Annotated in this window: 14 protein-coding genes; 6 read left to right on the forward strand and 8 right to left on the reverse strand. The window is 70.5% G+C overall.

What is annotated here, in order from left to right:
- Positions 1 to 23 precede the first annotated feature (23 nt).
- From ABZ928_RS05220 to ABZ928_RS05235, 4 genes are read left to right on the forward strand one after another with little or no spacing between them, the layout of a single operon-like run.
- Entirely contained in the window at positions 24 to 1,214 is a 1,191-nt protein-coding gene (locus ABZ928_RS05220) for a CaiB/BaiF CoA-transferase family protein (protein WP_361515138.1), read from the forward strand.
- A 15-nt stretch (positions 1,215 to 1,229) separates the two neighbouring features.
- A complete protein-coding gene (locus ABZ928_RS05225; RefSeq protein WP_361515139.1) occupies positions 1,230 to 1,976 on the forward strand; it encodes a GntR family transcriptional regulator in 747 nt (248 codons plus the stop codon).
- 53 nt (positions 1,977 to 2,029) lie between these two features.
- Entirely contained in the window at positions 2,030 to 2,815 is a 786-nt protein-coding gene (locus ABZ928_RS05230) for an electron transfer flavoprotein subunit beta/FixA family protein (RefSeq protein WP_361515140.1), read from the forward strand.
- A gap of 21 nt (positions 2,816 to 2,836) precedes the next feature.
- A complete protein-coding gene (locus tag ABZ928_RS05235; protein WP_361515141.1) occupies positions 2,837 to 3,793 on the forward strand; it encodes an electron transfer flavoprotein subunit alpha/FixB family protein in 957 nt (318 codons plus the stop codon).
- 51 nt (positions 3,794 to 3,844) lie between these two features.
- On the opposite strand, the gene ABZ928_RS05240 is transcribed toward ABZ928_RS05235, so the two are convergent.
- Positions 3,845 to 5,011 carry an acyl-CoA dehydrogenase family protein gene (locus ABZ928_RS05240; RefSeq protein ID WP_361515142.1) on the reverse strand — a complete coding sequence of 389 codons (1,167 nt, stop codon included), beginning with the start codon at positions 5,009 to 5,011 and terminating at the stop codon, positions 3,845 to 3,847.
- Between the two features lie 75 nt (positions 5,012 to 5,086).
- On the opposite strand from ABZ928_RS05240, the gene ABZ928_RS05245 reads away from it, so the two are divergent.
- Complete coding sequence (locus ABZ928_RS05245) at positions 5,087 to 6,592, forward strand: AMP-binding protein (RefSeq protein WP_361515143.1); 1,506 nt, start codon at positions 5,087 to 5,089, stop codon at positions 6,590 to 6,592.
- 6 nt (positions 6,593 to 6,598) lie between these two features.
- On the forward strand, positions 6,599 to 7,363 hold the full coding sequence (locus tag ABZ928_RS05250; protein ID WP_361515144.1) for an SDR family oxidoreductase: 765 nt from the start codon (positions 6,599 to 6,601) through the stop codon (positions 7,361 to 7,363).
- Here the strand turns inward: ABZ928_RS05250 and ABZ928_RS05255 are convergent.
- The 7 genes from ABZ928_RS05255 to ABZ928_RS05285 all read right to left on the reverse strand — a co-directional run bounded on the left by ABZ928_RS05255 (position 7,347) and on the right by ABZ928_RS05285 (position 13,382).
- Positions 7,347 to 7,745, reverse strand: a complete 399-nt coding sequence (locus ABZ928_RS05255) for an Imm7 family immunity protein (RefSeq protein WP_361515145.1) — start codon at positions 7,743 to 7,745, stop codon at positions 7,347 to 7,349. The two genes, ABZ928_RS05250 and ABZ928_RS05255, sit on opposite strands and share 17 nt — an antisense overlap.
- Before the next feature lie 30 nt (positions 7,746 to 7,775).
- On the reverse strand, positions 7,776 to 9,035 hold the full coding sequence (locus ABZ928_RS05260; protein ID WP_361515146.1) for an amidohydrolase family protein: 1,260 nt from the start codon (positions 9,033 to 9,035) through the stop codon (positions 7,776 to 7,778).
- Positions 9,035 to 9,364: a hypothetical protein gene (locus tag ABZ928_RS05265; protein WP_361515147.1), complete on the reverse strand. Its 330-nt coding sequence runs from the start codon at positions 9,362 to 9,364 to the stop codon at positions 9,035 to 9,037. The genes ABZ928_RS05260 and ABZ928_RS05265 overlap by 1 nt, the downstream gene beginning before the upstream one ends.
- A gap of 12 nt (positions 9,365 to 9,376) precedes the next feature.
- Positions 9,377 to 10,645 carry an aromatic ring-hydroxylating dioxygenase subunit alpha gene (locus ABZ928_RS05270; RefSeq protein ID WP_361515148.1) on the reverse strand — a complete coding sequence of 423 codons (1,269 nt, stop codon included), beginning with the start codon at positions 10,643 to 10,645 and terminating at the stop codon, positions 9,377 to 9,379.
- Positions 10,646 to 10,732: 87 nt separating this feature from the next.
- Positions 10,733 to 11,596 (reverse strand): NAD(P)-dependent oxidoreductase, encoded by an 864-nt coding sequence (locus ABZ928_RS05275; protein ID WP_361515149.1) that lies wholly within the window; start codon positions 11,594 to 11,596, stop codon positions 10,733 to 10,735.
- The gene (locus ABZ928_RS05280; protein ID WP_361515150.1) at positions 11,593 to 11,967 is read right to left on the reverse strand and encodes a carboxymuconolactone decarboxylase family protein; all 375 of its coding nucleotides are present in this window, start codon (positions 11,965 to 11,967) and stop codon (positions 11,593 to 11,595) included. The genes ABZ928_RS05275 and ABZ928_RS05280 overlap by 4 nt, the downstream gene beginning before the upstream one ends.
- Positions 11,968 to 11,975: 8 nt before the next feature.
- Complete coding sequence (locus ABZ928_RS05285) at positions 11,976 to 13,382, reverse strand: aldehyde dehydrogenase family protein (protein ID WP_361515151.1); 1,407 nt, start codon at positions 13,380 to 13,382, stop codon at positions 11,976 to 11,978.
- Between the last annotated feature and the right edge of the window lie 130 nt (positions 13,383 to 13,512).

Genomic DNA, 13,512 nt, shown 5'->3' on the forward strand with positions numbered 1-13,512 from the left:
ATTTGGCCGTACAAATGGGCCGTATGAGCGTGCCGAAGCTTCCTCTGTCAGGGATCACGGTCGTCAGCCTGGAGCAGGCGGTGGCCGCTCCCTACGCCACCCGGCAGCTGGCCGACCTGGGCGCCCGCGTCATCAAGGTGGAGCGCCCGGGCGGCGGCGACTTCGCACGGCGGTACGACACCACCGTGCACGGCCACTCCAGCTATTTCGTCTGGCTGAACCGCTCGAAGGAATCCCTCACGCTGGACCTGAAGGACCCGCGCGGACTGGAGATCCTGCGCGAACTCCTCGACGGCGCCGACGTCTTCATGCACAACCTCGCCCCGGGAGCCGTCGACCGCCTCGGGCTCGCCACCGACACCCTCACCGAGCGCTGGCCACGCCTGATCCCGTGCACGATCTCCGGATACGGCACCGACGGTCCGTGGGCCGACCGCAAGTCGTACGACCTGCTGGTGCAGTGCCAGACGGGGCTGGTCTCCCTGACCGGAACCCCGGAGGAGACGGCACGGGTCGGGATCTCGGTCGCCGACATCGCCGCCGGGATGTACGCCTACAGCGGGGTCCTCACCGCCCTGTACACCCGCGCCACGACCGGCGAGGCCCATCCGGTGGAGGTCTCCCTGTTCGAGGCACTGGCCGAGTGGATGGGCCAGCCCGCCAACTACACGCGGTACGGCGGCACCCAGCCGCCACGCCTGGGCACCCAGCACGCCACGATCGCGCCCTACGGCACCTTCACGGCCGCGGACGGCAGACAGGTGCTGTTCTCGATCCAGAACGAGCGCGAATGGGCGGTCCTGTGCGCGGAGTTCCTCGGCGATCCGGCGCTGACCACCGACCCGCGCTTCGCCACCGGTTCGGACCGGGTCGCCCATCGCGACGAGGTCAACGCGGTCGTCGCCGAGCGGTGTGCCCGGTCCGACGCCGAGGAGATCCTCAAGGACCTGGAGGACATCGGCATCGCCTGTGCCGGGGTCAACGACATCGCGGGGTTCCTGGACCACCCGGTGCTGGCCGCGCGCGGCCGCTGGCGCGAGGTGGGCGTGCCGGGCGCCACCGTGCAGGCGCTGCTGCCGCCGGCCGACCTCGCGGGGCTGCCCGCGCGGATGGACCCCGTACCGGCGGTGGGCGAGCACACGGACGCGATCCTCGCCGGGCTCGGCCGTACCCGCGCCGCCATCGAGGCGCTGCGCGCCGACGGCGTCGTCTGACCGCGGGGAGTCCCGATGCCGGCACAGCCACAGCGCGAGAGCACCTACGTGCGGCTCGCCCGTGAACTGCGGACCGCGATCCTGCGCCACGACTACCCCGACGGGGTGCGGCTGCCGACGGAGGCCGAGCTGGCCGAGCGGCACGGGATCAGCCGGCAGACGGTACGCCGGGCCTTCCAGGATCTGGTCGCGGAGGGGCTGGTGAGCCGGGTGCCGGGGCGCGGCACCTTCGCCACGCCGCGCGACGAGCAGTATCTGCGCCAGTTCGGCTCGGTGGACGACCTCATGGGGCTGTCCATCGACACCCGCATGGACCTCGTCACCCCGCTGCACCGGCGGGTCGACGTCGACGCGGCGGGCCGGCTCGGTCTGCACACCGACCGGGTGCACACACTGGCCTTCCTGCGGCTCCACGAGGACACCGTGTTCTGCCACACGGCCGTCTTCCTGCCGCCCGCCGTGGGCCAGTTGCTGAAGTCGGTCCCCGAACTCACCGAGCCCGGCACCCCCAGCGCCTTCACCGTCATCGGACTGCTCGACCGCCGGCTCCCCCAGCCGATCGCCGAGGCCGAGCAGAGCATCACGGTCGCGGAGGCCACCCCCGAACTGGCCGGACACCTCGGCTGCGCACCGGGCCGCGCGCTGCTGCGCGTCGACCGGGTCTACCAGTCGGCCGACGGACACCTCGTCGAGCTGGCGATCAGTCACTTCCTGCCCGAGCACTACTCGTACCGCGTGCGGCTGCGGCGCAGCGGTCAGTGAAGTCTTCCGTACCAGCCTGACGTACCAGCCTGACGTGCAGAGGAGCAATTCCCGTGAGTCTCAAGATAGTTGTGACCGTGAAGTACGTGCCGGACGCCACCGGCGACCGGCACTTCGCGGACGACCTGACCGTCGACCGTGACGATGTGGACGGACTGCTCTCCGAGTTGGACGAGTACGCCGTCGAGCAGGCCCTCCAGATCGCCGACGAGGCGGACGACGTCGAGGTCACCGTACTGACGGTCGGTCCGGAGGACGCCAAGGACGCGTTGCGCAAGGCGCTGTCGATGGGTGCGGACAAGGCAATCCACGTCGAGGACGACGACCTGCACGGCACGGACGCGATCGGTACGTCGCTGGTGCTGGCGAAGGCGATCGAGAAGGCCGGGTTCGACCTGGTCATCTCCGGGATGGCGTCGACGGACGGCACGGCGGGCGTGGTTCCGGCGCTGGTCGCCGAGCGGCTGGGGGTGCCGCAGGTGACACTGCTGTCCGAGGTGTCCGTCGAGGACGGTGTCGTGAAGGGCCGCCGGGACGGGGATGCAGCTTCGGAGCAGCTGGAGGCCTCCCTTCCGGCCGTCGTGTCCGTCACCGACCAGTCGGGCGAGGCGCGTTACCCGTCCTTCAAGGGGATCATGGCCGCCAAGAAGAAGCCCGTGGAGTCCTGGGACCTCTCCGATCTCGACATCGAGGCCGAGGAAGTGGGTCTGGACGGCGCGTACACGGCCGTCGACTCCGCCACCGCGCGTCCGGCGCGCACCGCCGGAACGATCGTCAAGGACGAGGGCGAGGGCGGCAAGCAGCTCGCCGCGTTCCTCGCCGCCCAGAAGTTCATCTGAATCGTCGGGAGTCGCTGTCTCATGTCTGAAGTTCTGGTCTACGTCGATCATGTGGACGGTTCCGTCCGCAAGCCCACGTTGGAGCTGCTGACCCTCGCCCGCCGGATAGGCGAGCCGGTGGCCGTGGCGCTGGGTGCGGGGGCCGCGGACACGGCGTCCGTGCTGGCCGCGCACGGGGCGGTGCGGGTGCTCACGCATGACGCCGCCGAGTACGCCGACTACCTGGTCGTCCCGAAGGTCGACGCGTTGCAGGCGGCGGTGGCCGAGGTCTCCCCCGTCGCGGTGCTCGTGCCGTCGTCCGCGGAGGGGAAGGAGATCGCCGCGCGTCTGGCGCTGCGGATCGGGTCGGGCATCATCACCGACGCCGTGGACCTGGAAGCGGGCGAGGACGGTCCGGTGGCCACGCAATCGGTGTTCGCCGCTTCCTTCTCCACCAAGTCCCGTGTCGTCAAGGGCACTCCGGTCATCACGGTGAAGCCGAACTCGGCCGCCGTGGAGGCCACCCCCGCCGCCGGCGCGGTCTCGGAGCTGGGGGTGACGTTCGGTTCGCTCGCCACCGGCACGAAGGTGACCGGCCGTAACCCGCGTGAGTCGACCGGGCGTCCGGAGCTGACCGAGGCCGCGATCGTGGTCTCCGGCGGCCGTGGCGTCAACGCCGACTTCACTGCCGTGGAGGCACTGGCCGATGCGCTGGGCGCGGCTGTCGGTGCCTCGCGTGCCGCGGTGGACGCCGGCTGGTACCCGCACACCAACCAGGTCGGCCAGACCGGCAAGTCCGTGTCGCCGCAGCTGTACATCGCCAACGGCATCTCCGGCGCGATCCAGCACCGCGCGGGCATGCAGACCTCGAAGACGATCGTGGCGGTCAACAAGGACGCCGAGGCCCCGATCTTCGACCTCGTCGACTACGGCGTGGTCGGCGACCTCTTCGACGTCGTCCCGCAGCTCACCGAGGAGATCAACGCCCGCAAGGGCTGAGGCGGTTGCGGCACCGGGGGCTGTCCGGTCAGTACTCGGTACCTCGGTACCTCAGTACGACCTGGGCAGCCCCAGCACGTGCTGGGACACATAGTTGAGGACCATCTCCTGGCTGACCGGCGCGAGCCGCAGCAGCCGGGACTCCCGGAAGTACCGTTCGACGTGGTACTCGCGGGCGTACCCCATGCCGCCGAGGGTCTGTACGGCACGGTCGGCGGCCTGGAAGCCCGCGTCGGCGCACAGGAACTTGGCCATGTTGGCCTCGCGTCCGCACTTCAGGCCGCGGTCGTAGCGCCAGGCGGCGTTGCGGGCCATCAGGCGGGCGGCGTCGAGCCGGGTGCGGGCCTCGGCGAGCGGGAAGGCGATGCCCTGGTTCTGGCCGATCGGGCGGCCGAAGACGACGCGGTCGCGGGCGTAGCGGGTGGCCGCGTCCAGTGCCGCCCGGCCGAGGCCGAGGGCTTCGTGGGCGAGCAGGATGCGCTCGGGGTTGAGGCCGTCGAGGAGATAGCGGAAGCCTTCGCCCTCCTCGCCGATGCGCGCGCCGGCCGGGACCCGTAGTCCGTCGATGAAGATCTGGTTGGACGCCACGGCGTTGCGGCCCATCTTGGGGATGGGCCGGATGTCCATTGCTGTGCGGTCGACGTCGACGAGGAAGACGGAGATGCCCTGCGTCGGCTTGTCGACCTCGTCGCGCGGGGTGGTGCGGGCGAGGAGGACCATCTTCTGGGAGTCGCCCGCCTTGGTGATCCAGATCTTGCGGCCGTCGATGACGTAGTGGTCGCCGTCGCGGCGGGCGAACGTGGAGATGCTGGTGGTGTCGGTGCCGGCGTCGGGTTCGGTGACGCCGAAGCAGACGTGCAGGTCGCCGGAGGCGGCGTGCGGCAGGATCTCGCGGCGGAGTTCCTCGCTGCCGTGCTTGGCGAGGACGTTGAGGCCGAAGATGGTCAGGTGCATGGTGCTGCAACCGTTCATGCCGGCGCCTGAGGCCGCCACCTCTTCGAGCAGCAGCGAGGCCTCCAGGACGCCGAGTCCTCCCCCGCCGTACTCCTCGGGCACGGCGATGCCTAGCCAGCCCGCCTTCGCGAACGCGTTGTAGAAGCTCCACGGGAACTCCGCGCGCTCGTCCTGCTCGGCCCAGTACTCGGGTCCGAAGGAGGCGGCCAGCTCGCGGACGCCCGCCCGGATGTCCTCCTGCTGCTCGCTGAGTTCGAAATCCACGGACACTCCCTGGAGAATGAGGTTTCCCTGTACGTAGAATAGCGTTCGCGCCCGTCGAGAAAGGAAGACCTCGTCTTGAACATCGCGATGTTGCTCGACATGGCCGCGTCCGGCGATCCGGACCGGGTGGCGGTCGGCCCGCGCGACGCCGGTACGACCTGTGCGGAGCTGCGGCGGGCCGCGGCCGGTGTCGCGGCCGTCGTACACAGTTCCGGGGCCCGGGAGTTGGTGTTCGCGGGGGTCAACGGCCCTGCGTTTCCTGTCCTGTTGTTCGGAGCGGCGCTGGCCGGAGTGCCGTTGGTACCGGTGAACTACCGCTTGTCGGCAGAGGCGTTGGCCGGGCTGCTGAAGCACACCGAGAGGCCGCTGGTGGTCGCCGACGAGACGCTGCTCGCGGAGGCGTTCGCGGGGTGCGAGGTGCGGACGCCGGAGGCCCTGCTCGCGGAGGGCTCGGCGGCGGAACCGGCGGTGGGGCTGGAGGCGGACGCGGACGACCCGGCCGTACTGCTGTTCACGAGCGGCACAACTGCCGCCCCCAAGGCGGCGGTTCTACGGCATCGCCATCTGAGCAGCTACATCTTGCAGACCGTGGAGTTCGGGTCGGCGGATCCGGGTGACGCCGTGCTGATGAGCGTGCCGCCGTATCACGTGGCGGGCGTCGGCTCGGTGCTCAGCAATCTCTACGCCGGTCGGCGCATGGTGCATCTCGGTTCGTTCGAACCCGAGGCCTGGCTGGGGCTCGTGCGTACGGAGGGCGTCACGTCGGCGATGGTCGTGCCGACGATGCTGGCCCGGGTCGTGGAGCATCTGGACGGACGGGCGGCGGAGGTGCCGACGCTGCGGTCGCTGGCGTACGGCGGGGCCCGGATGCCGCGTCCGGTGCTGGAGGCGGCGCTGCGAGCCTTTCGCGACACCGGGTTCACGAACGCCTACGGGCTCACCGAGACCAGTTCGACCATCGCGCTGCTGGGGCCCGAGGACCATCGGGCCGCGCTGTCGTCCGACGATCCGCTGGTGCGGGCGCGGCTGCGGTCGGCGGGGCGGATGGTGCCGGGGGTGGAGGCGGAGATCCGGGACGCGGCGGGAGTGGCTCAACCCGCTGGTGCGGTCGGCGAGTTGTGGGTGCGCGGGCCTCAGGTGTCCGGCGAGTACAAGGGGGATGCCGCCTCCTTGGATACCGCGTCCCTGGACGCCGACGGCTGGTTCCACACCCGCGACCTCGCCCACTTCGACGCCGACGGCTATCTGTTCATCGAGGGACGCGCCGACGACACCATCATCCGCGGCGGAGAGAACGTGGCCCCGGCCGAGGTGGAGGACGTGCTGCTGCGGCACGCCGCCGTGCGTGAGGCGGCGGTCGTGGGGGTGCCGGACGAGGAGTGGGGCGAGCGGATCGCCGCGTTCGTGGTCACGCATGCGGGGGCGAGTGTCGACGCCGAGGCGTTGCGTGCCTGGGTTCGAGGCCATCTACGGAGTTCCAAGACACCGGACGTCGTCGTCTTCCGTGACGAACTCCCGTACACCCCCACCGGAAAGCTCCTGCGGCGCCAGCTGCTGACGCCCACGACACGGAAAGGCTGAACGCCCATGACGTCCTTCGCCGAGCTTCATGACCTGACGGGCAAGGTGGCCGTGGTCACCGGCGGTTCGCGCGGCATCGGCCGGGCCATCGTGCAGACCCTCGCGGAGGCCGGCGCCGATGTCGTCGTCGCCTCACGCAAGGTGGAGGCGTGCCGGGCGGCGGCCGAGGAGGTACGGGCATCGACCGGGCGGCGGGCGGTGGGCGTCGCCTGCCATGTCGGGCAGTGGGGCGACTGCGAGCGGTTGGTCGCCGAGACGGTGGAGGAGTTCGGCCGTCTCGATGTGCTGGTCAACAACGCGGGCATGTCGCCGTTGTACGAGAGCCTCGACGCGGTGAGCGAGGAACTGTACGACAAGACGCTGGCCGTGAATCTGAAGGGGCCGTTCCGCCTCGCGGTCCTGGCCGCGAAACACATGGCGGACCACGGGGGCGGGTCCATCATCAACATCGGCACGGCCGGCTCCCTCCTGGCCAGCGTCCACGAACTCCCCTACGCCTGCGCCAAGGCAGGCCTCAACGCCCTCACCGTCGGCCTCGCGGAGGCCTACGCCCCCAAGGTCCGGGTCAACGCGATCCTGCCGGGGCCGGTCCGCACCGGAGCGCACAAGGAGTGGGAGGCGGAGGGTTTCGACGCGTCGTTCGTGCCGTTGGGGCGGCTCGGGCAACCGGACGACGTGGCGCCGCTGGCCCTGCACTTCGCGAGCGCGGCGTCGAGTTTCACGACCGGGGCGATCGTCCGGGTGGACGGCGGCATCACGCGGAAGGTGTGAACGGGTCCTCCAGCACAGGGATGCAGGGCGAGAGCCGCGTCTCCGTGTCCTCGGCCACGCGGCCACGGACCAGGCGTAGGACCCGGACCTCGTTCCCGTGGCCCGGGTCCTCGTCGTCGCACAGGTGCAGGAGACCGTAGGAGCCCGGAGCCCGCCGTCCTACCTCGCGGAAGAACGCCGGGATCTCCGAGTCTCGGTGGTTGCAGAAACCGCCGAGGTGGATGAACGGCTCTCCGTTCATCCACCTCAGGTCGAGCAGGTACGGGCTGTCGATCTCCCGGATGCGGGCCGCGATGCCGTCGACGATCTCGTGGAGCCGGCCGTCGTCGTCATCCGTATCGGCGGTCTCGCGGACGCTGATCCACCCGTGGTATTCGAACACGCCCGGCAGACTATCGGCGCCCCGTGAACCTCAGCTCGTCGCGTCCTCGTGCCGGTACACCTGGCCGCCCTTCATCACGAACCGGACGTCCTCGGTCACGCCTATGTCCGTCAGGGGGGCACCCGGGACCGCGATCACGTCGGCCAGGAGGCCCGGCTCCAAGCGGCCTCTGTCGTCCGCGTCTATGAGGTCTGCCGCTGTCGTCGTCGCCGCGCGGATGGCCCCCAGCGGGGTCATGCCCCGGTCCACCAGCGCCAGCAGCTCCTTTGCTCCCCTGCCGTGCGGTACCGCCGGGGCGTCCGTGCCGCAGGCGATCCGGACCCCGCGCTCGATGGCCCTGCTGATCGTCGCCTTGGCGCGGGGGAAGACGTCGGCGGCCTTGGCCTGGAGTTCCGGGGCCGCCTTCGAGACGTCCATGCCGTCGGCGATGTACGTCGTGGCCACCAGGAACGTGCCCCGCTCCACCATGAGGTCGAGGACCTCGTCGCTCGCCAGGAAGCCGTGTTCGATGCAGTCGATGCCGGCGTCCAGGGCGGCGCGGATCGCGCGGTCGCCCATGCAGTGGGCCGCCACCTTGAGGCCCGCGCGGTGGGCTTCGTCGGATATCGCCCGCAGTTCCTCGTCGGAGTACTGCTGGGCGCCGGCCGGGCCTGTGTGGGACATGACGCCGTTGGAGGCGCAGACCTTGATGAGCTGTGCGCCGTGCTTGATCTGGTAGCGGACGGCTTTGCGGACCTCGTCGACGCCGTTGGCGATGCCCTCCTCGACGGTCAGGGGCATGATGTGCGGGGCGAAGGCCTGGAACATGGTCGGGTCCAGGTGGCCGCCTGTGGGAGTGATCGCGTGGCCTGCGGGGACCACCCTCGGGCCCTCGATCCAGCCGAGGTCGATCGCCTTCTTCAGCGCCACGTCCAGGAGCAGGCCGCCCGTCTGGACGAACAGGCCCAGGTTGCGCACGGTCGTGAAGCCCGAGCGGAGGGTGCGGCGGGCGTTGGCCACCGCTCGGAGGGTGCGTACGGCGGGGTCGTCCTGGACCGGGTTCAGCGGGCTGCGGTGGTCCGGGCCGCCGAGGAGGAGGTTGACCTCCATGTCCATCAGGCCGGGCAGCAGAGTGAGGTCGCCGAGGTCGATCTCCACCGCGTCCTCGGGGACCGTCGTCGGGGCGATCGCCGTGATGCGGTCGCCCTCGATCAACAGGTCGCCCGGCTCGACGAGTTCGCCCTTGTCCACGTCGAGCATGCGGGCGGCGCGGAGGTGGACGGGTAGCTGCGGGGTGCGGGCGCGGGGCATCAGACGGCCGGTTCGACGACCGCGTCGATGCTGGCGGGGCCCGTGTCGGGGACCCTCGGCTGGCGCCAGGCCTCCACCGAGAAGGCGACGGTGACCAGCGCGCAGAACAGCCACAGCAGATGCTTGTCCGGTTCGGAGATGTCGTCCATGGTGACGTTCTGGAGGTACTCCGTGCCGTCCTTGAGGAGCGGGAACGCCGTGGCGTAGAAGGCGTCGAGCTCGTCCATCGTGCTGGCGATCCGCTTGGCGTAGCGGGCCTTCTCGGTCGGCACCGCCCAGTCGGCGTAGGGCTCCAGGGCGGCGAACTCGGGGGGAAAGACGGTGGTCATGCTCGGGTCCTCCTAGGCCGTGCGCTGCTCGTGGTCGCGGACGTACTGGCGGGCGGTCTGGTGCAGATGGCGGAGCAGGACTTCCTGGTCGTTGAGCGGGAACTCCCGCACCGCGCGCGATTCGAGCATCGTCTGGGTCGCTTCGAGGGTGTTGCCGTCCTGGAGGCCGTACTCCTTGAACGAGACGACGGCCAACTCCTGCTGGAGGCGCTGGAAGGCGTTCTCCGGCGGGACGAAGTAGCAAGTGGCCTCGAAGATGTGGCTGTTGTAGGCGGTGGGCCAGTAGTGGTAGGTGAGCACCCAGTTGGGCCGCCAGATCAGCAGCATGAAGTTGGGGAAGAAGACGAAGGAGTCCATGCCCCAGCGCTTGTCGCGGGTCGGGTTGATGGCCGGGGGGAGGTCCGCTGTCTCCACGCCGATGTCCGGGGGCTCCCACGGGCCGAACAGGCCGCTGCGCAGGGCGCCTTCGATGGGCTTGACCATCGCGCGGTCGTGCGGCGGGGCGATGCCGCCCCAGGAGGAGACCATGCTGTGCGGGCCGTCGATGTCGTAGTGCAGGGCCTCGTAGCCGTACTTCTGGATCTTGCGGGCCTCGTCGGAGACGTACTGCCCGGCGTGCAGGATCGGCGCGTGGTAGAACTCGGCGAAAGCGTCGATGAACAGCTTCCAGTTGGCGCCGATCTCGGCCCGGTACTTGTGGGCCTGCGTCATCTTGTGGAAGGGGTAGCCCTCGATGCCGTGGGCGAACTCGCCCAGGAACTCCCGTAGCGGGGTGGCGTTGTCGGGGTCGAGGTTCACGAAGATGAACCCCTCCCACACCTCCGTCTGCACCTGCTTGAGGCCGTACTGCGACTTGTCGAGGTCGAAGAACTCCTGCTCCTGCTGGACGAAGGCGAGCTTGCCCTCCAGGTCGTAGCGCCAGGCGTGGTACTTGCAGGTGAACTGGCGGCAGACCCCGCTGGTCTCCTCGCGCGGGAAGTCGTTCCAGACGAGCTTGTTGCCGCGGTGGCGGCACACGTTGTGGAAGGCGCGCACCTCGTCGTCCGTGCCGCGCGCGACGATGACCGAGGTGCGGGCCGCGTCCAGCTCCTTGGTGAAGAAGCTGCCCCGCTTGGGGAGTTGCTCGACGCGGCCGACGTTCAGCCAGGTCCTCCGGAAGATGGCGTCCCGTTCGCGTTCGTAGTGCTCGGGCGAGATCGAGTCCTCGTAACTGACCGGCTCCGTACCGATCTTGAGGTGCTCGGTCCAGCTGCCCGCTTCGGGCTTCTTGAAGTGCGCCATGGGGTCTGGTCCTCCAGTCGGCTGTACGGAGGAACGATAATCTCAGTCTCTCCGTATGAGAATGCTATTCTCGCCCGCGTCGGAGCGTCAAGAACCCTCCACGTACGGGTAGATCCGGGTGAAGTCGACACCGGGCTCGACCTGCGCGAACCGCTCCCACAGCGCCCCGACCGCGGCCCCGATCGGGCCCGCGCCCTCGCCCGCTCCCGCCCCCGCCCCCGCCTCGCGCAGATACAGCTGTACGTCCTTGTTCATCAGGGAGTTGGTGAAGCCGGCGGCGTAGTGGCCGGTGAGGACGTGGCGGGGGAACTTGTCCTCGGTGGCGGCGCTGCGGCCGCTCGATCCGTTCAGGACGTCGAGCACGGTGGCCATGTCGAGGCCGGCCGCGCGTGCGAAGGCGACGGCTTCACTGGTGGCGGCGAGGGTCGTGGCGGACAGGAAGTTGTTGGCGAGCTTGAGCGCCTGGGCCATGCCGGGGCGGGCGCCGACGCGATGGCGGCGGTCGCTCAGCCCGGCCAGGACCGCTTCGACCTGGACGCAGTCCTCGTCGGTGCCCGCGTACATGACGGTGAGGGTGCGGGCCCGCGCTCCGGCGACTCCGCCCGAGACCGGGGCGTCGACGTAGCCGATCTTCTCCTCCGCGAGCAGTTCGGCCACGGACCGGGCGGCGGTCACGCCGATGGTGGAGGTGTCGACGATCCGGCGGACCCGGCGGTCGGCGGCGGCGACGATGGCGCGGGCGACCTGCTGCGACGCGGTGCCGTCGGGGAGGCTGAGCACCAACACGTCGGCCCTGGCGGCGACTTCGGCCAGGTCGGGGGCGTAGGCCGTGCCTTCGGGTGCGCGTCCCGGGCCGAGGGCGTCGTGGGTCACCACCTCGTGTCCGGTGGCCACGAGGTTCGCGGCCAGCACGCTGCCCATGTTGCCGAGGCCCACGAAGCCGACGGTCACCGCTCCCTCCGTACGGCCGTCACGGTCCGGCGGGCGGCGCTGCCCGCCGGGACCCCGGCGTACGCCGCGATCTGGAACAGCAGCTCGTCGACCTCGGCGTCGCTCACCCCGGCGCGCGGCGCGCTCTCCGCATGGATGCGGAACTCCTCCATACGGCCGAGCGCGGCGGTCATCGCCAGGACGAGGAGGCTGCGGTCGCGCGGGCTCAGCGCGCCGCCCCGGGCCCAGACGCCCCACGCCGTCGCCGTGAGGTAGTCCTGGAACTCGACGGCCACGGGGTCGGGGTCAGCGGTGGCGCCGTTGACGTACGCGTCGCCGAGCATCGTGCGGCGCATGCCGCGGGCGGCGCTCAGCGCCTCGGTCTCTTCCATGGGTCTCCCTAGAACTGTGCGATGGAGAGGCTGACGGTCTTCGTCCGGGCGTACTCATGGAGGGCGTCGATGCCCTTCTCCCGGCCGTAACCGCTCCGCTTGTAGCCCCCGAAGGGGGTCTCGATGGTCAACGGGCCGCCGTTGATCGCGACTTGACCGGCGTCGATGCGCTCGGCCAGCCGCAGGCCGCGGGCCACGTCCCCGCTCCAGACAGCGGCGACCAGGCCGTACTCGGTGTCGTTGGCGAGCGTCAGCGCCTCGGCCTCGTCGGCGAAGGGCATGGTCACCAGGACGGGGCCGAAGACCTCCTCGCGGGCGATCCGCAGGGCCGGGTCCACGTCCGCGTAGACGGTCGGCCGGATGTAGAGGCCGTGGTCGTACGCGCTCCCGCCCGTCACCGGTACGGCGCCCTGGGCGCGGGCGGTCTCGAAGTGGGCCAGCACCTTCTCGTACTGGGCCTCGGTGATCATCGGGCCGAAGTCGACGCCGGGTTCGAGGAGTTCGACGGCCTCGGCGACCCGGGCCACGACCTCGTCGTGCACGCTCGCCTCCACCAGCAGCCGGGTCGTGGCCGAGCACACCTGTCCGGCGTTGAACCCGATCGCGGTCACCGCCGCGGCGACCGCCCGGTCGAGGTCGGCGTCGGCGAACACCAACAGGGGTGATTTGCCGCCGAGTTCGAGGGTGAGCGGGACGATCCGGTCGGCGGCGACCGTGGCGAGGTGGCGGCCGGTGGCCACCGAGCCCGTGAACGCGATGCGCCCTACCGCCGGGTGGAGCGCCAGCGGGGTGCCCACGTCGCGGCCGGTGCCGGTGACGACGTTCAGCAGACCGTCGGGCAGGCCCGCCTCGGTGGCCAGCCTGGCGAGGTGGAGCGTCGAGGCCGAGGTGAACTCCGAGGGCTTGGCGACGACGGCGTTGCCGACCGCCAGGGCGGGGGCGAGGGCGCGGCAGGCCTGGTTCAGGGGCAGGTTCCAGGGGGTGATGACGGCGACGACGCCGTACGGTTCCAGCCTCGTGTACGTGTGGCTGTGGGCGCCCTGGTCGATGGTGCGGCCCTGGTGGGCGCGGAGGATCCCGGCGTAGTAGCGGAAGTAGGCGGTCGACATCTCGACCTCCGTCCGCAGCTGGCCCGGGACCTTGCCGGTGCAGGCCCTTTCCCGTTCGATCAGTTCGTCGGCGCCGGCCTCCATGGCGTCCGCGATGCCGTGCAGCACCTCGGAGCGGTCCGCGGCGGAGCGGCGGGCCCAGGCCGGCTGGGCTGCCACGGCCGCCGCGACCGCGCGGTCGACGTCGGGCGCGGAGCCCGCGGCCACCTCGTCGCCGGGGAGCCGGGTCGTGGGGTCGAGGGTGGGCAAGTAGGCCTGGTTCGCGGGCTCTTCGGGCTTGCCGCCGATCCAGTGGCCGTGACGCATCGAAGCCTCCCGTGAAGAAATGAGAACGCCTGAAGAGATGAGAACGCCACTCTCGCAAACGTACATCCACGATTCCAGCAAATGGAGAATTGTGCTACCGTCCCTCGACGTCAGGGCCCTGACCGACAGA

Origin of the sequence: Streptomyces sp. NPDC046909 (genome assembly GCF_040644695.1) — a bacterium.
In the GTDB taxonomy this organism is placed as follows: Bacteria; Actinomycetota; Actinomycetes; order Streptomycetales; family Streptomycetaceae; genus Streptomyces.